Annotated in this window: 18 protein-coding genes; 9 read left to right on the top strand and 9 right to left on the bottom strand. The window is 58.0% G+C overall.

The features are described 5' to 3' along the window. Positions 1-201: 201 nt before the first annotated feature. The 3 genes from CR159_RS05175 to CR159_RS05165 are packed head-to-tail and all read left to right on the top strand — an operon-like array spanning position 202 to position 2,982. Positions 202-1,179 (top strand): TRAP transporter substrate-binding protein, encoded by a 978-nt coding sequence (locus CR159_RS05175; protein ID WP_102072937.1) that lies wholly within the window; start codon positions 202-204, stop codon positions 1,177-1,179. A 2-nt stretch (positions 1,180-1,181) separates the two neighbouring features. After that, the gene (locus CR159_RS05170; RefSeq protein WP_102072936.1) at positions 1,182-1,688 is read left to right on the top strand and encodes a TRAP transporter small permease; all 507 of its coding nucleotides are present in this window, start codon (positions 1,182-1,184) and stop codon (positions 1,686-1,688) included. Beyond that, positions 1,681-2,982, top strand: a complete 1,302-nt coding sequence (locus CR159_RS05165) for a TRAP transporter large permease (RefSeq protein ID WP_102072935.1) — start codon at positions 1,681-1,683, stop codon at positions 2,980-2,982. The genes CR159_RS05170 and CR159_RS05165 overlap by 8 nt, the downstream gene beginning before the upstream one ends. A 45-nt stretch (positions 2,983-3,027) precedes the next feature. Here CR159_RS05165 and CR159_RS05160 read toward each other — a convergent pair whose 3' ends face one another. Both CR159_RS05160 and CR159_RS05155 read right to left on the bottom strand, forming a co-directional pair. Next, positions 3,028-5,004, bottom strand: coding sequence for an aconitase family protein (locus tag CR159_RS05160; protein WP_102072934.1), 1,977 nt, complete (start codon positions 5,002-5,004; stop codon positions 3,028-3,030). A 93-nt stretch (positions 5,005-5,097) separates the two neighbouring features. Continuing rightward, positions 5,098-5,985 carry a LysR family transcriptional regulator gene (locus tag CR159_RS05155; RefSeq protein ID WP_102072933.1) on the bottom strand — a complete coding sequence of 296 codons (888 nt, stop codon included), beginning with the start codon at positions 5,983-5,985 and terminating at the stop codon, positions 5,098-5,100. A 241-nt stretch (positions 5,986-6,226) separates the two neighbouring features. Here CR159_RS05155 and CR159_RS05150 point away from each other — a divergent pair, with 241 nt between their 5' ends. Next, positions 6,227-7,207 (top strand): Bug family tripartite tricarboxylate transporter substrate binding protein, encoded by a 981-nt coding sequence (locus CR159_RS05150; protein WP_102072932.1) that lies wholly within the window; start codon positions 6,227-6,229, stop codon positions 7,205-7,207. Between the two features lie 65 nt (positions 7,208-7,272). Here CR159_RS05150 and CR159_RS05145 read toward each other — a convergent pair whose 3' ends face one another. After that, positions 7,273-7,947: an ABC transporter ATP-binding protein gene (locus tag CR159_RS05145; protein ID WP_102072931.1), complete on the bottom strand. Its 675-nt coding sequence runs from the start codon at positions 7,945-7,947 to the stop codon at positions 7,273-7,275. Here CR159_RS05145 and CR159_RS05140 point away from each other — a divergent pair. Continuing rightward, positions 7,946-8,590: an arylesterase gene (locus tag CR159_RS05140; RefSeq protein WP_102072930.1), complete on the top strand. Its 645-nt coding sequence runs from the start codon at positions 7,946-7,948 to the stop codon at positions 8,588-8,590. The genes CR159_RS05145 and CR159_RS05140 overlap by 2 nt on opposite strands. A gap of 10 nt (positions 8,591-8,600) precedes the next feature. Here the strand turns inward: CR159_RS05140 and CR159_RS05135 are convergent, their stop codons facing one another. After that, positions 8,601-10,568, bottom strand: coding sequence for a SurA N-terminal domain-containing protein (locus CR159_RS05135; protein ID WP_102072929.1), 1,968 nt, complete (start codon positions 10,566-10,568; stop codon positions 8,601-8,603). A gap of 219 nt (positions 10,569-10,787) precedes the next feature. Here CR159_RS05135 and ugpQ point away from each other — a divergent pair, with 219 nt between their 5' ends. Next, the gene (gene ugpQ / locus CR159_RS05130; protein WP_102073070.1) at positions 10,788-11,537 is read left to right on the top strand and encodes a glycerophosphodiester phosphodiesterase; all 750 of its coding nucleotides are present in this window, start codon (positions 10,788-10,790) and stop codon (positions 11,535-11,537) included. An 83-nt stretch (positions 11,538-11,620) separates the two neighbouring features. Beyond that, a complete protein-coding gene (locus CR159_RS05125; protein ID WP_102072928.1) occupies positions 11,621-12,475 on the top strand; it encodes a 23S rRNA (adenine(2030)-N(6))-methyltransferase RlmJ in 855 nt (284 codons plus the stop codon). An 18-nt stretch (positions 12,476-12,493) separates the two neighbouring features. Here CR159_RS05125 and CR159_RS05120 read toward each other — a convergent pair whose 3' ends face one another. Continuing rightward, positions 12,494-13,228 carry a pseudouridine synthase gene (locus CR159_RS05120; protein WP_102072927.1) on the bottom strand — a complete coding sequence of 245 codons (735 nt, stop codon included), beginning with the start codon at positions 13,226-13,228 and terminating at the stop codon, positions 12,494-12,496. Between the two features lie 36 nt (positions 13,229-13,264). Between CR159_RS05120 and CR159_RS05115 the strand changes: the two genes are divergently transcribed. After that, on the top strand, positions 13,265-13,831 hold the full coding sequence (locus CR159_RS05115; RefSeq protein WP_102072926.1) for a chorismate--pyruvate lyase family protein: 567 nt from the start codon (positions 13,265-13,267) through the stop codon (positions 13,829-13,831). Between the two features lie 61 nt (positions 13,832-13,892). Here CR159_RS05115 and CR159_RS05110 read toward each other — a convergent pair whose 3' ends face one another. From CR159_RS05110 to CR159_RS05095, 4 genes are all read right to left on the bottom strand, one after another. Further along, positions 13,893-14,429: a YaeQ family protein gene (locus tag CR159_RS05110; protein WP_102072925.1), complete on the bottom strand. Its 537-nt coding sequence runs from the start codon at positions 14,427-14,429 to the stop codon at positions 13,893-13,895. Between the two features lie 68 nt (positions 14,430-14,497). Continuing rightward, positions 14,498-16,123 (bottom strand): gamma-glutamyltransferase, encoded by a 1,626-nt coding sequence (gene ggt, locus CR159_RS05105; RefSeq protein ID WP_102072924.1) that lies wholly within the window; start codon positions 16,121-16,123, stop codon positions 14,498-14,500. 63 nt (positions 16,124-16,186) lie between these two features. Continuing rightward, positions 16,187-16,525 (bottom strand): P-II family nitrogen regulator, encoded by a 339-nt coding sequence (locus tag CR159_RS05100; protein WP_102069545.1) that lies wholly within the window; start codon positions 16,523-16,525, stop codon positions 16,187-16,189. Positions 16,526-16,550: 25 nt separating this feature from the next. Further along, positions 16,551-17,804 carry a mechanosensitive ion channel family protein gene (locus tag CR159_RS05095; RefSeq protein WP_233208177.1) on the bottom strand — a complete coding sequence of 418 codons (1,254 nt, stop codon included), beginning with the start codon at positions 17,802-17,804 and terminating at the stop codon, positions 16,551-16,553. An 82-nt stretch (positions 17,805-17,886) separates the two neighbouring features. Here CR159_RS05095 and argH point away from each other — a divergent pair, with 82 nt between their 5' ends. Then, a complete protein-coding gene (gene argH / locus CR159_RS05090; protein WP_102072923.1) occupies positions 17,887-19,314 on the top strand; it encodes an argininosuccinate lyase in 1,428 nt (475 codons plus the stop codon). Positions 19,315-19,318 lie beyond the last annotated feature (4 nt).

Here is a 19,318-nt window from a genome sequence, read left to right as displayed (position 1 = left end):
GACAAGGCCGCTTCCTCGCCGGCCTTGAACGCAAAAGGAACGATTAGAACGCAGTTCGATGCCTGGGTGCAAACCGGCCCGCGCCTCACTAGTGATTACCCTGAATCGGGCGCGAAATCGTTAGAACAGTAGAGTTCCCACACTACAATCGGCCCCCTGTGCATATCGCACGAATGTGCTGTTTCGTCAAAGGACTTTCTTATGAAAAAAACACTCGCTTTTTTGACTACAGTCGGTGCCGCCGCGCTTACATTGAACGCCCACGCCGCGACAAAGTGGGATCTGCCCAGCGCATATCCGGCTTCAAATCTTCACACGCAAAACCTTGAACAGTTCGTCAAGGACGTCAGCAAGCTGTCCGGCGGCGAGCTCGAAATTGTCCTGCACAATAACGCCTCGCTGTACAAGGCGCCCGAGATCAAACGCGCTGTGCAAGGCAACCAGGCCCAGATCGGCGAAATTCTGCTTACGAACTATGCCAACGAAGATCCGGTCTACGCACTGGACGGACTGCCCTTCCTGGCCACCGGCTACGATGCCGCCTGGAAGCTCTACCAAGCCCAGAAAGAACTGCTGAACAAGAAACTGGCGGCACAAGGCATGACGGCGCTTTACACCGTTGCCTGGCCGCCACAAGGCATCTTCGCCAATAAAGACATCAACAGCGTCGATGACCTGAAGGGTGTCAAGTGGCGCGCCTACAGTCCCGTCACCGCCCGCATCGCCGAACTGGTCGGCGCCCAACCCGTGACGATTCAACAGTCCGAGTTGGCCCAGGCCATGGCAACCGGCGTGGTCAATGCCTTCATGACGTCAGGGTCCACAGGCTGGGACACCAAGACTTACGAATACATCAAGAAGTTCTACGATACCCAGGCTTGGTTGCCGAAGAATGCTGTGATCGTGAACAAGAAGGCGTTTGATGCGCTCGACGAGAAAAGCAAGAAGGCACTGCTGCAGGCAAGCGCAGACGCCGAAACACGCGGCTGGGCGCTTTCCAAAGAAAAGACACAATGGTACCTGGACAACCTGGCCAAGAACGGCATGGAAATCGTCAAGCCCACGCCCGAACTGATGCAAGGGCTGGACAAAGTCGGCGATACCATGCTGACCGAGTGGATCAAAAAGGCGGGCCCTGACGGGCAGAAAGTGATCGACACGTACCGGGCCGATAAGTAAGCATGCGCCGTTTTCTCGATAAACTTTACCTGGTGTCGGGCGGTGTGGCGGCCGTCTTCATGGTCGGCGTCCTGGTAGCGGTGGTCATGTCCATCGCTACCCGTCAGATGGGCGTACACATAGGCGGCCTTGACGCCTATGCCGGCTATTCCATGGCCGCCGCCGGCTTTCTTGCCCTGGCCCATACGTTTAAGAGTGGCGAACATATTCGAGTGACCCTGCTACTGTCGGCCCTGCCCGCTAAGGGACGACTCAGGCTGGACCTCCTGGCTCTGCTGATTGCATGCGCCATCACCGCGAACTTGTGCTGGTTTAGCGGCAAGCTGGTGCTTGATTCGCTCTCCTTTAACGATATTTCTACCGGCGACGACGGCACCCCTTTGTGGATTCCACAAATTGCCATGGCCGTTGGAACCTTGATCTTTTTCATTGCGGTCGTCGATGAAACCATACGGCGCATGCGTGGCATCCCTGAAGCAGCGCATCGCGAAGAAAAACACTATGAATGAAGCGCTGGTAATTTCCCTGCTCGTCCTTTCCATCTTTGGATTCCTGGCCGGCGGAGTATGGGTCGGCCTGACGCTGGCAGGAACGGCCTGGTTGGGCATGGAGCTATTCTCCAGTCGTCCCGCCGGGGACGCCATGGCCATCACCATATGGGGAGCGTCTTCAAGTTGGACACTAACGGCCCTTCCATTATTCCTGTGGATGGGCGAAATACTTTTTCGCTCGCGTCTTTCCCAGGATTTGTTCAAAGGGCTTGCGCCGTGGCTGGATCGAATTCCCGGTCGCCTGCTGCATACCAATGTGGTGGGCTGCGCCATTTTTGCTGCCGTATCGGGTTCCTCGGCCGCAACTTGCGTCACCATCGGAAAAATGACCATACCGGAACTCACCCAACGCGGTTATCCGGAGAAACTCATCATCGGTACCCTGGCCGGCGCCGGCACACTGGGCCTGCTCATACCGCCATCCATTATCATGATCGTCTACGGTGTCGCCGCCGACGTGTCCATCGCCAAGCTGTTCATTGCAGGTATTTTTCCGGGAATATTACTGGCAGGCCTGTTCATGGGATATATCGCCATATGGGCATTGCTGCACCCGGACCAGATTCCGCAAGCCGACGAGCCAATGACTTTTACCCAGAAGGTTTATGAGTCGCGTCACCTTATACCGGTTGTTATCCTGATCGCTTTAGTGCTCAGTTCGATTTATACCGGATTTGCCACTGCGACCGAAGCTGCCGCTGTGGGTGTACTGGGATCCTTGATCTTGTCAGCGGTACAGCGTTCGCTGAACTGGAAAGTCTTCAAAGACTCGCTCATGGGTGCGACCCGGTTGTACTGCATGATCGCCTTGATCCTGGCGGGCGCTCAGTTCCTGACGCTATCAATGGGCTATATCGGCTTGCCACGCGCACTTGCGGAATGGATTGGTTCGCTCGGCCTCTCGCAATTCAGTCTCATCATGGCGCTCATGGTGTTTTTCGTGGTGCTCGGATGTTTCCTTGATGGAATATCAATCGTCGTATTGACCATGGGCGTGCTGCTGCCGACTGTTACCGCGGCCGGTATCGATCTTATCTGGTTTGGAATATTCCTGGTCTTTGTCATTGAAATGGCACAGATAACCCCGCCGGTAGGGTTCAATCTATTTGTGATGTCGGGCCTGACCAAGAAAGAACTGCCTTATCTTGCCCGGGTGGCTTTCCCTATGTTCGCACTCATGATACTCGGCGTGCTTATCGTTTATGCGGTCCCGGAAATCGCCACCTGGCTACCCAAGCATATGACCTTGTAGGCAAGTTACCCTGTGCATTGCGGGCGTGCACGGGGTGTGCATTTCCTATACCGATCGGCGCTTCAGGTCTTCAAACGAGATCAATTCTCCGGCCAGTGCGCTCGCCGCAACAGTAGGAGGACTAGCTAGCCACACCTGTCCCGGACCTGAACGTCCGGGAAAGTTCCGATTGATTGAACTTACTGTTACCTGGGCGGCATCCACCGATACACCCGGGCCGCAGTTGGCGCAGGCGCCGCAGGAGGGCTGCAGCAGGCTTGCTCCCATCTTTCGGAACGTACTGTCGTAGCCCTTGGCCACGCAATAGTCCCGCACGGCCGTCGTTCCATACTGAAGGTATAGCTTCACGTTCGCGGGCAAGGCCATGTTACGTTGAAGCGCCCAGTAAAGTACCTCGTGGTACAGGTCGAAATCGCCCTGCTTGCCACCCGTGCACGAGCCGCCATAAGCAATGTCTATCATCACCCGTGTCTTCAAGTCTGCCAACGGCAAGCCGTTGCCCGGGTCGCCAGGCCGCGCAACAATCGGCGAAAGCCTGGAGCAATCGATCGTGATCGCGTCCGCATAATGGGCGCCGGGATCGCTGTGCATCCACGGCTCAATACAAAACTCTTCTTCCCGTCGAGCCCGGATGAAATCGACAGTTTTTTCATCGGGAGCCACAATGCCGCTAAATCCCCCAAGCTCGGCAACCATATTCGTCAGCGTTGCGCGTTCGTCGATGGACAGGTCGGCAACTACCGGCCCGGTAAATTCAAACGCCTTGCCCACGCCCGCCCCGCCCCGGATTGAGGGCTGGGCCAATAACTTCAAGACGATATCCTTGGCCGTTACGCCGGCGGGCACTGCGCCCTGAAGGTCTATCAGCAAAGATTGCGGCATGGTCATGCGAACCGCACCGGTCATGAATGCATTGGCCATGTCCGTTGTGCCGACGCCGAATGCCACGCAGCCCAGCGCCCCGCTATGGGGCGTATGGGAATCGGTACCCACGACGACCTGGCCGGGCAAGGCGTAATGCTCCGCCATCATTGCATGGGAAATGCCCGCCACATTGCCGCCATCGTCCAGCATGGCTTCTTCGTCGGTAAGGGTGCGATGCATGCGCAAGCCGTATGCCCCGGCAAACGTGCGTTGGGCATCTCGCATAGCGACCATGTTGGGAATCAGCCCAGCACGCACATGCGCCGGGCTGACATGCATGTAGGACGTATGGTCTTCGAATATCAATATGCTGTCAGGGTCGAACAGCGACAATGGTTTTCCGTAAGTGGTATTCAACATATGCTCACACATGCCGGTGTAATACTCGTGGATAAACCGCCAGTCTGCGCGTACAAACGCGCCCTGCCCCGGGCCTGGTTCGTCATCGCATGGACTCATTATCAATTGATGCCGCCCGATGATTTTTTCAAAGAGAGTCAAAGGACGGTGCGCTGGAGGTGTACGGCGCGGCTCCATGTTCCGCATATGATGCTGGCCGAATCGCAGCAGCCCACCGCTTTTTATAATGGTCGCGGCCAGTTCGTCGCGGTCCGCCACCAGTTCGTCCAGGCTGATGGCTTCCCCGCGTTCAATACGGTCTATCAACCCGAAGTCGGTCGAGGTAAGTAGGCCGATGTTGTCGGCATTCTGCCGGTATATGCGTTCGAAGCTTTTTGCGATGACCAGACGTATGCCCGCATACATCTCGGCGGCGGGACTGTGTTCGCGTGAGGACCCTTTGCCGTACCGCTGTCCTGCGACGACCACCTCGACGTCGCTGGATGCAAGGTCCTGGTTTCCAATCGGAAAGGCACCGGCAACTTTCAAGCCGGTGTAGGCAAAGCGACCCAATTCCTTGTCATAGTAGGAAAGTATGCTGACAGGGGTAATTTCATCCGTCGAGACATCGTCCCGCAAATGCTCCATGTCGACATTTCCCGCAGTGATTACCTGCAGCTGAGTCTGTATCAGCTCGGGATCATCGCAAAGATACAGGATCCGCCCAAAGCTTATCGCGTTCGCATAGTGTTTTTCCATAGGCCGATTTTGCCCCGTGTAGCACCGGAGGACCAACCACTAAAGCGGCAACGGGGCCATCGAAAAATGCGATAGTCTGGACGGTGGCTCAGCCTAGTCCTGCAATGCATCGATCAATGCCTGCACAGACCGCAAGCGTGGCGACTTGCGCAAGGAATAAATCCATAATTCGCGCGCCGCCCAGGTCTCGCCCAACGGCCTGCGAATGAACTTGCGCGTGCCGGCATAAGCGCTTGCGGCGCTGCGCGGGATAAGGGTAATACCCAGGCCCGCTTCAACCATCCGGCATGCGGCGTCAAAGCTGTTTACCTGTACAGCGAAGCTGGCCACCCCGCCCATCGCCTTGGCCTGCTCCTGCAGCAAGGTATCCAGCGATCCTCCAGGATGCACCCCTATGAGGGGATGTTGCAGGGCTTGGGCAAACCGTATGGACCGCTCGCCGGCAAGCGCGTGACCAACAGGCATGACGACAAGCAAAGGATCCGAGGCAAAGAACCAGGACTCAATGCCGGCCGGCACATCGACCTTCACGCCAACGCCGACATCCGCTTCATCGTCCAGGCACGCCCTTAGGACGACCTCGGTATCTTCCTCCGACAAGGCCAGCGTAACCTGAGGGAAAGTCGCCGTATAGCTTTTCAGGCGCTCTGGAAGGTATCCAATGATCGAGGACATATTGGCAGACAACCTGACCGTGCCGTTGACTACGCCGTCGGAAGCCTGGACGTCACGCTTCAGCAGCTGTATGTCCTGGTCGATCTTGAGGCCCCGGTCGAACACGACCTGCCCTGCGTTGGTCAACTCGATACCCCTGGGGGAACGCACAAACAAGGCGACGCCCAAGGCGTGTTCCAGGTCCGAAATGCGCCGGCTTAGCGCCGATGCGGCGATATGTTCCTTGGCCGCAGCACGGGCTATGGAACCTTCGGTTGCCGTGGCGACAAATAAACGCAGACTATAAGCATCGATGCGGCGTGTCATGAAGTGTTCAAGCCCTTATTTTTTCTGTGGCCCGGAACGAAGCCACTCCCTTATCGCGAAAAACTTTGCACGCCGATCATCGCCAAACGAGATGGGTCCCATCACCAAAGAACTCTGGCGGCACCAAGGGCCGCTGTCTAGAATCGACCGAAGATCTATTCGTTCCATTCACAATAATCGGCCGCGCAAAACCGGTTGCACAACGGTTTTAGCATAAAGCCTATCGCAGAGGAGACTCCAAATGAAGCATTACATCGCACTGGCAACGATCTCGTTGGCAATTTGCGGACTGGGCGGCGCGTCATCGGCCTTGGCGGAAAGTACCTACCCGGAGCGACCGATACGCCTGGTGGTGACAAGCGCCCCGGGTTCCGGCCTGGATACCGTCGCCCGCACCATCTCCGACGATATGGGTAAAGCGCTGAAGCAATCCGTCGTAGTTGAAAACAAAGCCGGGGCAGCCGGTATTCCGGGAACGAAGGACATCCTCGCCTCAACGCCTAACGGCTATACGCTGGGATTGGTATCGTCCAACCATGCCGTGAACCCCAGCCTCAACGACTCCCTGCCTTACGATTCGGTGAATGGACTGACGGCCATTACACTGTTGGGCCATGTGCCCGTTGTGCTTGCCGTGCCGGCAAACTCGCCCTACAAAACGGTGCAGGATCTCATCGACGCCGCTGAACAAGCGCCTGGATCCATTGACTACGGTTCCTCGGGCGCAGGCAGCGCATTGCACTTGGCCAGCGTCTTGCTGGAAACGAAAGCCCGCATAAAAATGATGCACATACCGTATAAGGGCGGCAGCGCTCTGACCAGTGATCTTATTTCGGGACAGATCGATACCGCTTTCCTGGCTGTACCGACCGCCTACGGACAAATCAAGGCCGGAACTTTGCGTGCGTTGGCGGTATCCACCACGAAGCGCCTGGAGCTTCTGCCAGACGTTGCTACGCTTGATGAATCGGGGGTCAAAGACTACGAGTATGTTCCATGGATCGGACTTATTGGACCGCCCGGCTTGGATAAAAACATTACCGAGCTCCTGCAGAAGACGGTAGCCGGCGTCATTCAACTACCCCATATGAAGACAAAATTCGATGCCCAGGGGTTCATGCCGGCGGGATCAACGTCCGACGCGTTCAAGCAACTGATCAAGGACGATGTCGAACTAAGCGCCAAGCTTGTCAAGCAAGCCGGAACCAATTCCAAATCCTGACTGCCAGGATACTGGCTCCCAAGCTGCCAAAGCCCGGATATCCGGCTTTGGCAGTCGTGCACGTATCAGGCATCCAGCAAACAGCCCGCGGACAATTTCAGTTCACGCTGGCAAAGCGCGGCCAACTCGGCATCGTGAGTAACCAGGACCAGTGTCGTGCGATGCTCACGATGCAGGGCGAACATAAGCTCGATCACTTTCGCGCCATTCTGCGAATCCAGGCTGCCGGTAGGCTCGTCGGCAAACAATAGCCGCGGCTGCACCACGAAGGCGCGGGCAAGCGAAACCCGCTGCTGCTCTCCACCGGATAAGGTCTTGGGATAATGGTGATACCGATCCTTGAGGCCCACGCGTTCGAGCATATCGCTGGCTGCCTCCAATGCGGGCTTGCCCGCAAGCTCCAGCGGCAACATGACGTTTTCCAGGGCCGTGAGGTTCGGCAGCAACTGGAAAGACTGGAACACGAAACCCACATGGGCGGCACGCAAGGCCGCGCGCGCTTCTTCATCGCGCGCGAATAAATCATGTCCCAGCAGCTTCACCTGGCCGGACGATGGAACGTCCAGCCCAGCCAGGAGTCCAAGCAGAGTCGATTTTCCAGAGCCCGAACTGCCGGTAACGGCAACAGCCTCGCCGTCTGCAACGGTAAAGCTCACGTTGTTTAGAATATCAAGTTCGCCCGAAGAGTCGGTGACCCTTTGGCATAATTGGCTAACTTCAATGGAGTGGATGTAATTCATGTGGATACGCTGGCGTCTCATAATAGCGGCACTTTGTTGCCTTTCCTGGTCCGGCGTGGCGACAGCCGCAACGGCAACAGAAATGTCCGGCCCTTCAATACTGGTGGTGGGCGACAGCCTGTCGGCAGAGTATGGCCTGCGGCGGGATTCCGGTTGGGTCGCACTACTTGCACGGCGCCTGGCCGAAGAGAAAACAGGATACCAGATACACAACGCCAGCATTAGCGGCGACACTACAAGCGGCGGGCTAAGTCGTCTGCCGGACGCTCTTGCGCATTACCGGCCCGAAATCGTCATTATCGAGCTAGGCAGCAACGATGCCTTGCGGGGATTGCCGCTGACAATGACGGAAGACAATCTGTCGGCAATGGTGGCCATGGCGCAAAAGGCAAATGCATCGGTATTGCTGCTGGGCATGCAAATACCGCCTAATTATGGGCGGCAATACACAGAACGTTTCCACGGCTTATTCGCGTCGGTGGCCTCGAAGCACGAGGTTGCGCTAGTCCCTTTTTTCCTGGAAGGCATCGCTACGGACAAGACAATGTTCCAGTCGGACGGCATCCATCCGAATGAAAATGCGCAAGCCATACTGGAAAAAAACGTATGGGCGCACCTGGCGCCCATATTGAAGTCGCACTAAGCTACGCGTTCTAGTCCTGCGACGTTTCGCCGGAAAGTACTTTACTGGCTTCCGGCAATACCTTTACATCAGCCTGAACACGCATGGCCTTGAGCACAGCCTGTTCCTCGGCCCTTCCCCACGCCTGGCCCAGTTCGACCGGCAGCGTGGCGAGCATTGGCGCATCGGCCTCGCCATCTTTGGCACCTTCGATACGCAGGACGACAAAGCCCTGAGGCCCTGTTACGCCTGCGTACTTGGGAAGGTCTGTGCCGGATGCCGCAAATGCCGCATCCAGGATGGGCTTGCCCAGGCCTTGAGCATCGATACGGCTGACCTCAAGCGGCGTGCCGAATCCGGCAGGTACTTCTGTTTTGTCCTGCTGGCTTTGGAATGCAGCCAGCGCTTCACGACCGGCTTTTTCCGAAGCGGCCAGGGCTTTCTCCCTTTTCAGGACCTCGACGATTTGGGCTTTGACTTTCTCGAGCTCGGGGACATGGGCGGGTATCACTTCTTCCACCCGCACGGTAACCATGGTGTCGGGCGAGATTTCAATAACGCCTGAGTTCTGTTTTTCCGTGAGCGCTTGCGGTGCGAACAAGGCGCGCCGAACACGCTGGTCGTCGAGTATTGCCGCGTCTTCACTGGCCGATGCGGCATTGGCGCCTACTTCGTCCGAGGGCAAGAGGCGGTCGCGAGCAATGCCCGCCGCCGATTTGACCTTCAGCCCCAAGGCATCGGCAGCCGGTTGCAAGCTTGCCGGGTTATCGTAGACGAGGCTGGTGAGCCGGGTGGCCATGTCGGCAAAGCGTTCAGCACCAAGCTGACGGCGCACTTCAAGCTCGACCTTGTCCTTGGCTTCGTCAAACGATTCACCCTTCTCGGGCTGTACTTCATTGGCCAGGAAGATATGGTAGCCGTCCGGGCCCTCGACGGCACCCGAGATCTCGCCACTGCCCAGCGCAAATACCGCCTGCTCCAGGGCTTCGGGCCAAGTGCCTTTGGTGATCCATCCCAGTTTTCCGCCGTTTTTGGCGGTGCCGGCGTCTTGCGACTCGGCGCTTGCGACCGCTGCGAATGTTGTTTTGTCAGCCTGAACTTTCTTTGCAATTTCCTCGGCCTTGGCCTTGGCGGCGGCACGCTGCTCATCGCTTGCCCCGGCGGGAACATTTAGCTGGATATGACTGACATTGACGCGTGCGGGCTGCACATATCGCGCCTTGTTCTGCTCGTAGTATTGCTGCAGGTCTTCCGTCTTCGGCGCAGGCAGATTCTGCATGGCCGCTTCTTCGTTGAGCAGGAGATACTGGGCGCGTACTTGCTCTGGAAGCTCGAGCGTTTGCTTGTTTTTCTCGTACCAGGCCTTGACGTCTTCATCGCTGATCACAAGATCTTTTTCGTAGTCGGCGGACGGAAAGGCAATAAGGCGTATGCTGCGCTCTTCCGTGAGCGCACGCTCGAGGCGGTCGACAACGGCTTCCGGAACAGCCGCTGTGGCGCCCACCGGCCCCAGGACGCGGCTGAGTGCCAGCTCGGCACGCTGGCTTTGCTCGAACTCGCGCGTGGTCAGGCCGGCAGAGGCCAATAGCTGGTTATAGCGTTCGGCGGAGAATTGTCCATCTACCTGCAATTGCGGCATGGACGCTATGGCTTGGCGCAGCGCCGTGTCGGAAACGGTAAATCGCTCTTTCTCGGCCATCGCGATCATGACGCGGCGGTCTATGATGGAATCGAGCAAGGCAGTGCGCGCCGGCACGTTATCGAGCATGGCGGGATCGAATCCGCCCTGGCTGGTCTGCTGGAGCTGTTCCAGCTGATTGCGGCGTGCCTGTTCGAATTCCAGCTGCGTTATGGAGGAATTTCCCACCTTAACGAGCTCTTCATCACCCGACACGTAATTGGTATAGCCGCTGACGCCGATCAGGACGAAAGACGGCAGGATCAGTACCAGGAGCACAAGTTGCATCAAGCGTTGATGCGTACGTATAAAATCGAACATTAATCACCCACTGACACGCATCCCGGAAGGTCATGCGCGACGGTTACATCAAAAAAGGCGATCGAGATCGCCATGATTACGCAAAACCCGAGCAGAATACAAAAATTTTATGCAGTTTACCCCACCTTTGGGGAATTCCACCCAGCAATCTGGCAAGTAACGATAAAATGCCGGCATTGTTTCGCTCCTTCCAACCACCGGATATCCGCAATGCCCGACATGCCCCCAAATTGGCCTTATCCCAAGCTTATCGCCCATCGCGGTGCCGGCCTTCATGCGCCGGAGAACACCCTGGCCGCAATACGGTTGGGCGCTCGTCACGGCTTTACCATGATGGAGTACGACGTGAAACTCAGCCGCGACGGCGTCGCCGTATTACTGCATGACGATACCGTAGACCGCACGTCCAACGGCTGCGGGCGCGCGGGCGACATGACGCTGAAAGAACTGGCCGAACTGGACTTCGGATCGTGGTCCGCCAATGAGTATGCCGGCGAATCCATCCCCACCCTTGCGTCAATCGCTTCCTACACGCGGGCCAACGGGATACGCAGCAACATCGAAATCAAGCCTACTACTGGCTCTGAAGCCGAGACCGGCCAGCAGGTAGCGCGGCTGGCGCAACGGCTATGGACCGGTGCCGATGTCCCACCTCTTTTGTCCTCGTTTTCGGAAGTCGCATTGGCAGCGGCCATGAAAGAAGCCCCCCTTCTTCCTCGTGCATTGCTTATCGAGGACGAAATACCTGAAGATTGGGAAGACCGCATAAAAAGACTGGGATGCGCGGGCCTGAACCTTAACCACAAGTACACCACGTTGCCGCTGGTACAAGCACTACGCACTCGCGGCTATACCGTGGCCGTCTGGACAGTCAACGACATGGCTCGGGCACAGGAGCTTCTGGAATGGGGCTGCAATGCTGTCGTCACCGATGAAATCACCCACATCACGCCTGCGACCCTGCCTTGATGAGTGCGTCCCCCATATCGATGCAACAATCGCCACGCCGCCGGCCTGCGCAAGCGGCAGCCATGCTCTAGAGGAATATATCTTTGTTCAGTTACCGACACGCGTTCCACGCCGGCAATCACGCCGATGTGCTCAAGCACGCCGTTTTCATTCATATACTCGATTACTTCAACCTGAAAGAAGCGCCGTATTCGGTCATCGACACTCACGCCGGGGCTGGGCTCTATGACCTGCGCAGCGAATGGGCGCTGACCAACGGCGAGTTCACCGACGGCCTTGATCGCGTGCTTCAGCAAACGACAATGCCGCCCATGATAGAGCGGTATCTGGAAGAAGTTCACTTTTTCAATCCTGACGGCGTCGCCAACTTTTATCCCGGCTCACCGTGGCTGGCCCTGCATGCCCTGCGCGAGCGTGATCGACTGCGACTATTTGAAATGCACCCGTCCGAAGCCGAAGTGCTGAAGGAGAACCTTTCCCGCCAGGGCCGGGCGGCAGTGCGCCAGACTTCCATCTACGAAGCAGATGGCTTCGAAGGCCTGAAGGCCCAGCTGCCCCCGCCTTCGCGGCGCGGTGTAGTGATCATTGATCCTTCCTACGAGGACAAGCAGGACTACCGCAAGACCTTGCAGGCGGTCAACGAAGGCCTGAAGCGATTCGCCACAGGCTGCTTCGTCATCTGGTATCCCATCGTGCAACGGCGCGAGGCCCAGGAAATGCCGCGTGCACTGGAACGCCTGAAAACGCCATGGGTGCACGCCAGCCTTACCGTACGCAAGCCCGCCGCCGATGGCTTTGGACTGCACGGCAGCGGCATGTTCATCTTGAATCCGCCCTGGACCTTGCATGCTGAGTTGGCCAGGACATTGCCCTGGCTGCGCGACAAGCTCGCACTCGATGATCGGGCTGCTTTTACACTGACCCAGCAGGGCAACTGACGTTCAGTGCCCTTGCGCCTAAAGGAAGCGTTCGGCGTCTTTCAGGTAGCGCCATTGCCCAGGAGGCAGGTCGCCGAGCACGATACGTCCCATGCGCACGCGTTTCAGGCCGACGACCTTCAGCCCCACCTGTTCGCACATGCGCCGGATCTGACGCTTTTTCCCTTCCTGAAGTATGAACCGCAGCTGGTCTTCGTTCTGCCAGCTGACATGGGCGGGACGCAATTGCTGGCCATCGAGCATCAGGCCATGATTAAGCATTTTCAGACCGTTGTTGCCGATCTTGCCGTGCACGCGCACCAGATATTCCTTTTCAATCTCGGAATCATCATTGATGAGCTGGCGAGCGATACGGCCATCCTGGGTCAGCACCAGCAGGCCCTGGGAGTCGATATCCAGCCGTCCCGCCGGAGCGAGGCCCCGGAGATGAGCGGGATCGAAACGTAATGCGGTCTTGTCCGCGCGATACTGCGTCGCCGCGGTGATCAACGTCACGGCGGGACGATAGCCTTGTTCCGCCTGCCCCGATACATAGCCCACCGGCTTGTTCAGCAGGATGGTGACCCGCGAGGTCTGGCGACGCTGCGCCTGTTTGTCCAGCGTGATCTTTTGATCCGGCCAGGCCTTGCTGCCAAGTTCGGAGACGACTACGCCGTCGACCCTCACCCAGCCGCGTTCAATATAGGCATCGGCCTCGCGGCGCGAACATAGACCTTGTTCGGCCATCAATTTTGAAATTCGTGTCTTTTCCATGAGCAGTATTTTATGACTTTGGCGATAATATGATTTATGGAACTCTTCTCGCCTTATACCAGCGACTGGCTTGCTTCGCCGTCGCCATCGTTCAGTCAGCAACAAAAGTATTGGTTATTTCGACCCGGCGCCCTGACTGCGGGCCTACGTGAAATCGGTCAGGTACAGCTGCAAGTCGTACGCGAACAGCCACAGGGCTTGCATCCCGGCGAAGCATGGATGCTTCAAGGCACACCGCATTCGCCGATCTGGCTGCGCGAGATCATCATGTCCATCGACGGCACGAAAAGCGTGTTCGCACGCAGTTTTACACCGTTGAATGCTTCACATGGCCTATGGCAGGGAATGCGGCGGCTTCGTACCCGTCCCTTGGCCGATATGTTGTATCACGATACGCAAATTACACGATCACGGTTTTTTGCCTGCCGCCTGCGCGAGCAGAATCCCTTGTACCGCTCGGCGCGGCGCATGCTGGGAAACGATTGCCCGCCGGCGCACCGTATGCTGGCCCGTTGTTCGGTATTCTGGCGCCAGCAACAGCCTTTATTGGTTGCCGAATGCTTCTTGCCGGACTTTTGGGCCGTGGCTGCCAAAAATCGCTAAGCAGCCAGGCAGGCCGGCATCATACCATTCCCCGGATATTCAGGCGTATCTTTCCCGCACTTCAGCGCCACACGTCGATATCGACCGAAACGCTATCATCGGCGGACGAAACCAGGGCGGTTCCCTCCTCGATCGTGATATGCAAGGTCATAGTGCGTCTGGCGAGGCTGGCAAGAGCCTGGACTTGCGCCGGGCTCACCGAAATGATGCGCAGGTTCTGCACCCGTGCCACGCCAGCCTGAACGCCCTGCCACCAAACATGGCTGGCATGTCCGCCATAGCAGAAAACGACCACGTCTTTTGATTTGCCGCCCGCTTGCAGTATGCGGCGTTCATCGGGGTGGCCGAGTTCGATCCAGGTCAGTATCGTGCCGGTCAGGTCTTTTTCCCATAGAGAAGGCTCGTCGGTGGTGCTGAGCCCCCGGGTAAAAGAAAGTCCTTCGCTGGCGTACAGGGCATACGCGAGCACCCGCAGCATCATGCGTTCTTCAGTTTCAGAAGGATGGCGCGCCAGGGTAAGGGTATGGCTATCGTAGTAGCCGCGCACCATATCGGCCACGTGCAGTTCCAGCTTGAAAATTGTGGCACGCAATGCCATAAAGCGCCTTTGCTACTGTCAGGGAAAAAATGCGTATCGGCATGGACTTGGCCATGCCGATACATAGACTAAAAGCCGACGGCTTGCCCGTCGCGGCGGCTGTCGCTGGCTGCCACGTACCCACGAGCTGGATCGTCGGACAAGCGGCAAATAAATTGGCCGGCGCCGAAATCCATATAGGGGTCGTCCACGGCCTTGAGCACGTGGCCCTTGGCTTGCAAGCCTTGCGCCACGGTCTCGCTGATTCCGGTTTCAAGGTCCAGCGTAAAGTCGCGGTTCAGTTTCCAGCGAGGCGCGCAACATGCCGCCTGGGGCTGCTGGCCATAGTCGAGCATGCGGACTATCGTCTGCAGATGGCCCTGCGGCTGCATGTCGCCGCCCATGACGCCAAAACTCATCACCGGCTTGCCGTCTTTGGTCAGGAAGCCGGGAATGATGGTGTGGAACGGACGCTTGCCGCCCTCGACGACATTCGGCGACGCCGGATCCATGGAGAATCCATAGCCCCGGTTCTGCAGGCTGATCCCGGTTCCGGGTACAACGACGCCGGAACCGAATCCCATGTAATTGGACTGGATGAAGGAAACCATCATGCCGCTTTCGTCCGCAGCGGTCAGGTAGATGGTGCCGCCTGAAGCGGGACGGCCCGGTCCGAATTGCGTGGCACGCTGCCTGTCGATGAGGCGCGCCCGGCCGGCCAGGTATGCATCATCCAGCATTTGGGCGGGAGTGACTTCCATGCTGCGCGGGTCGGAGGTATAGCGGTACAGGTCGGCAAATGCCAGCTTCATGGCTTCGATCTGCAAATGCTGCGACTCCAGCGAGTCGACGGGCAGGTCGGCCACGTCGAAATTCTGCAGGATGCCCAGGGCCATCTGCGCGGCAATGCCCTGTCCGTTCGGAGGTATTTCGTTAAGCGTGTAGCCGCGATAGTCTTTGGCAATGGGCGTGACCCACTCCGGCTGGTAGGCGCGCAAGTCCTCGAGCGTCATGGCCGCGCCGCAGGCTTTGCTGAAGGCTGCTATTTTCTCGGCCAGCTCGCCCTCGTAGAATGCCCTGCCCTTGCTTTGCGCGATCAGCTTGAGCGTGTGGGCGGCATCGGGAAGGGAAAAAAGCTCGCCTATATGTGGCGCCCGGCCCTCGGGCATGAAAGTCTCGGCGAATCCCGGCTGGTTCTTGAGCTCGGCCGCCGCGGCAACCCATTTGCGATGAACGACCGGAGACACTGAAAAGCCGCGCTCCGCGATCTCGATGGCGGGCTCAAACAGGGACTCGAACGGCAATTTGCCATGGCGTTCATGCAAGGCGGCCCATCCGGCAACGACGCCCGGTACGGTGACGGCATCCCAGCCGCGCATCGGCATGTTGGCCAAGCCCTGCGCATTGATGCCGTGCTTGCGCTTGAAGTACTCGACATTCCAGGCCGCCGGCGCCACGCCGGACGAATTCAAGCCTTGCAATTGCTTGCCGTCCCACAATATTGCGAAGCAATCGCCACCCAGTCCACAGGAAACCGGCTCTACGAGCACGATGGTCGCGGCCGCGGCGATGGCGGCATCTATGGCATTACCGCCCTTAAGCATCATGCGCAGCCCTGCCTGGGCCGCCAGCGGGTGCGACGTCGACACCACATTGCGGGCAAAAAGCGGCGTGCGCTCGGTACGGTATGGATTATCCCAATTGAATGGCTTCATTGCTAACCTCGGCGCCTGCCGCATTTGGCCAAGCGCATAGAAAAAAAGGGTTCAGGCTTACGCCTACAAGGCGTCTATACCGCTTTCGCCGGTACGAATACGTATGGCTTGCTCGACGGCGGTGACGAAAATCTTGCCGTCGCCAATTTTTCCGGTGAATGCCGCCTTGATGATTGCATCGATAGCGGCTTCGACCATGGCTGCGGGCAACACGACTTCCACACGGATCTTGGGCAAGAAGTCGACGACATACTCGGCGCCGCGGTACAGCTCGGTGTGGCCTTTCTGCCGGCCGAAACCCTTGACTTCGGTGACCGTAAGTCCGCTGACACCGATATCTGCCAGCGCTTCACGCACTTCGTCGAGTTTGAACGGCTTGATGATTGCCGCAACTAATTTCATAGGATGGCTCCGCTTAAAGAAAAAATTATCGCATGTTGGCGAAGTCGCTGCCTGCAGGGGCCTGGTACAGGCGCAAGGACATCTCGGGCAGTATAGCCACAAGATGGTCAAAGATATTACCCTGGATGCGTTCGTACTCGACCCAGGCCGTATTGTTGGCGAAACAGTAGACTTCTATCGGTATACCCTGGGATTCGGGCTCCATCATGCGCACCAGCATCATCATGTCTTGCCGCACTTCCGGCTGCTGGCGCAAATAGGCCAGCCCGTAGGCACGGAACGTACCGAGGTTGGTCAGCCGGCGCCGGTTCACTTCAAGATCGGCCAACGGCCCAAGGGCGCGATTGCTTTGCTCGAGCTCGCCCTGCTTGCCGTCAAGGTAGTCGCGCAGCAAGGCAAATCGCCGCAAGGCGATGATTTCGTCTTCGCGCAGAAACCGTACGGTACTGGCGTCGATACGCAAGGTGCGCTTGATGCGCCGGCCGCCCGACTCGAACATATACCGCCAGTTGCGGTAGCTTTCGGAGAACAGTTTGTAGGTGGGAATGGTCGTGACGGTTTTGTCCCAGTTCTGGACCTTTACCGTATGCAGCGCCATGTCGATGACAAATCCGTCCGCGCCCGCTTGCGGCATCTCGATCCAGTCGCCGATGCGCAGCATGTCGTTGGAGGTCATCTGGGTGCTGGCGACCAGCGATAAAAGCGTGTCCTTGAACACCAGTAGCAATACTGCCGACAACGCGCCCAGGCCTGACAGCATCAGCAAGGGAGACCGATTGACCAGTATCGATATGATCAGGATAACGCACAAGGCCCAGAACACGATCTTGGCCAACTCCAGATAGCCCTTTATGGAGCGGGTTTGCGCCCTGGCGCTGGATGCATAGATATCTTGCCAGGCGGTAAGCGCGCCATTGATGGCCAGGAAAAAGAACACCAGTGCAGCGGACAGGAAAATGCGTGCCAGCATCCCGCCGTATTTCTCATCGACAGGCAGCACGCCTATATTGCCCATGATGACCAGCAAAGGCACGGCATAGCTCAGATGGCGAAAAACGCGGCGGCGGGCAAGCGCCCTGGACCAGTCATCATGGCCGATGGCGGACAGCATGCGCCGCGCCACCGTGGCGAGCACGCGGCTCATGATCCAGCCTGTCACAATGACGAGGACGGCCAGCACCGCCAGGCCCAGCGCAATCTGGGCCCACAGCGCGTCGGGAATGTTGCTGCTTACCCAGTTGCTGTCCACCCACTGAACCAAGGCATTGTTTTCTTGCATCGCCTGCGCCATACCTCGTACATTGATAAGCTGGAAGGCCACTAATATACCGTAGACGCCCTTCCCTTATAATCAACGCACTATGTCAAAAAACAACTCCTCCCCGCAGCAAAACCAGTTTGCCAACAAGGCCCAGGCCTGGTCCGCACGTTTCTCCGAACCCGTCTCCGATCTCGTCAAGCGCTATACCGCTTCGGTCAACTTCGACCAGCGCATGGCAAATTTCGATATCCAGGGCTCCCTGGCGCATGCCGACATGCTCGCGTCCATCGGCATCATCAGCGCCGACGACAAGGCGGCTATCGAGAGCGGCATGGCCCTGATCCTGGAAGAAATCAATGCCGGCCAGTTTTCCTGGTCCATAGACCTCGAAGACGTGCACCTTAATATTGAGAAGCGCCTGGTCGAGCTCATCGGCGATGCCGGCAAGCGCCTGCACACGGGCCGCTCGCGCAACGATCAGGTGGCGACCGACATCCGGCTCTGGGTGCGCAACGAAATCGACATTGCCATCGACCTTCTTCACCAGTTGCGTCACAAGCTGGCCACCCTCGCTCTTGAACACACCGAGACGATCCTGCCTGGCTTTACCCACTTGCAGGTCGCACAGCCCGTCACCTTCGGGCACCATCTCCTGGCCTATGCCGAGATGTTCGGCCGCGATGCGGAACGGCTGGTCGATTGCCGCAAGCGCGTGAATCGCCTTCCGCTGGGCGCCGCCGCACTGGCCGGCACCTCCTACCCGATCGACCGGGAACGCGTTGCCAACACACTGGGCTTTGAAGGCGTATGCCGCAATTCCCTCGATGCCGTATCCGATCGCGACTTTGCCATTGAATTCTGCGCGGCCGCGGCGCTTATCATGACGCACATCTCACGACTCTCCGAAGAACTTGTCCTATGGATGAGTCCGCGCGTGGGCTTCATCGATTTGGCCGACCGATTCTGCACGGGCAGCTCCATCATGCCCCAGAAAAAGAACCCGGATGTCCCCGAGCTTGCCCGCGGCAAGACCGGCCGCGTAAACGGCCACCTCATCGCCTTGCTCACCTTGATGAAAGGCCAGCCGCTGGCCTATAACAAAGACAATCAGGAAGACAAGGAAGGCCTGTTCGATTCGGCCGACACCATACGTGACACGTTGACCATCTTTGTCGATATGGTCGGCGGTATCCGTGTCAAGGCCGATGCAATGCGCGCCGCCGCGCTACAGGGCTTCGCCACGGCCACCGATCTTGCCGACTACCTGGTCAAGAAAGGCGTGCCTTTTCGCGATGCCCACGAAACAGTCGCCCATGCGGTACGCGAATGCGAACAGCGCGGTTGCGACCTGGCCGACCTGCCCTTGGCCGACCTCCAGGGCTTCCACAGCCTGATCGAACAGGACATCTACGGAGTCCTGACCCTGGAAGGTTCCGTCGCCGCGCGCAACCATATCGGCGGCACGGCGCCGGCACGCGTCAGGCAGGAAGCAGAACGCATACTGGCTGAAACCACCGCCAGCCAGTAAGCGC

The organism is Pollutimonas subterranea (assembly GCF_002849655.1).
GTDB classification, from domain to species: Bacteria; Pseudomonadota; Gammaproteobacteria; order Burkholderiales; family Burkholderiaceae_B; genus Pollutimonas; species Pollutimonas subterranea.
Note: the sequence above shows the minus strand (reverse complement) of the source record. Positions and strands in the feature narration are given on the sequence as shown.

What these genes read in the sequence shown, in the direction of transcription:
- argH (WP_102072923.1), top strand. Translation starts at nt 17,887, where the DNA reads ATGTCAAAAAACAACTCCTCCCCGCAGCAAAACCAGTTTGCCAACAAG.
- CR159_RS05115 (WP_102072926.1), top strand. Translation starts at nt 13,265, where the DNA reads ATGGAACTCTTCTCGCCTTATACCAGCGACTGGCTTGCTTCGCCGTCG.
- CR159_RS05110 (WP_102072925.1), bottom strand. Translation starts at nt 14,429, where the DNA reads ATGGCATTGCGTGCCACAATTTTCAAGCTGGAACTGCACGTGGCCGAT.
- CR159_RS05175 (WP_102072937.1), top strand. Translation starts at nt 202, where the DNA reads ATGAAAAAAACACTCGCTTTTTTGACTACAGTCGGTGCCGCCGCGCTT.
- ugpQ (WP_102073070.1), top strand. Translation starts at nt 10,788, where the DNA reads ATGCCCCCAAATTGGCCTTATCCCAAGCTTATCGCCCATCGCGGTGCC.
- ggt (WP_102072924.1), bottom strand. Translation starts at nt 16,123, where the DNA reads ATGAAGCCATTCAATTGGGATAATCCATACCGTACCGAGCGCACGCCG.
- CR159_RS05160 (WP_102072934.1), bottom strand. Translation starts at nt 5,004, where the DNA reads ATGGAAAAACACTATGCGAACGCGATAAGCTTTGGGCGGATCCTGTAT.
- CR159_RS05135 (WP_102072929.1), bottom strand. Translation starts at nt 10,568, where the DNA reads ATGTTCGATTTTATACGTACGCATCAACGCTTGATGCAACTTGTGCTC.
- CR159_RS05155 (WP_102072933.1), bottom strand. Translation starts at nt 5,985, where the DNA reads ATGACACGCCGCATCGATGCTTATAGTCTGCGTTTATTTGTCGCCACG.
- CR159_RS05140 (WP_102072930.1), top strand. Translation starts at nt 7,946, where the DNA reads ATGTGGATACGCTGGCGTCTCATAATAGCGGCACTTTGTTGCCTTTCC.
- CR159_RS05120 (WP_102072927.1), bottom strand. Translation starts at nt 13,228, where the DNA reads ATGGAAAAGACACGAATTTCAAAATTGATGGCCGAACAAGGTCTATGT.
- CR159_RS05170 (WP_102072936.1), top strand. Translation starts at nt 1,182, where the DNA reads ATGCGCCGTTTTCTCGATAAACTTTACCTGGTGTCGGGCGGTGTGGCG.
- CR159_RS05165 (WP_102072935.1), top strand. Translation starts at nt 1,681, where the DNA reads ATGAATGAAGCGCTGGTAATTTCCCTGCTCGTCCTTTCCATCTTTGGA.
- CR159_RS05145 (WP_102072931.1), bottom strand. Translation starts at nt 7,947, where the DNA reads ATGAATTACATCCACTCCATTGAAGTTAGCCAATTATGCCAAAGGGTC.
- CR159_RS05095 (WP_233208177.1), bottom strand. Translation starts at nt 17,804, where the DNA reads ATGCAAGAAAACAATGCCTTGGTTCAGTGGGTGGACAGCAACTGGGTA.
- CR159_RS05100 (WP_102069545.1), bottom strand. Translation starts at nt 16,525, where the DNA reads ATGAAATTAGTTGCGGCAATCATCAAGCCGTTCAAACTCGACGAAGTG.
- CR159_RS05150 (WP_102072932.1), top strand. Translation starts at nt 6,227, where the DNA reads ATGAAGCATTACATCGCACTGGCAACGATCTCGTTGGCAATTTGCGGA.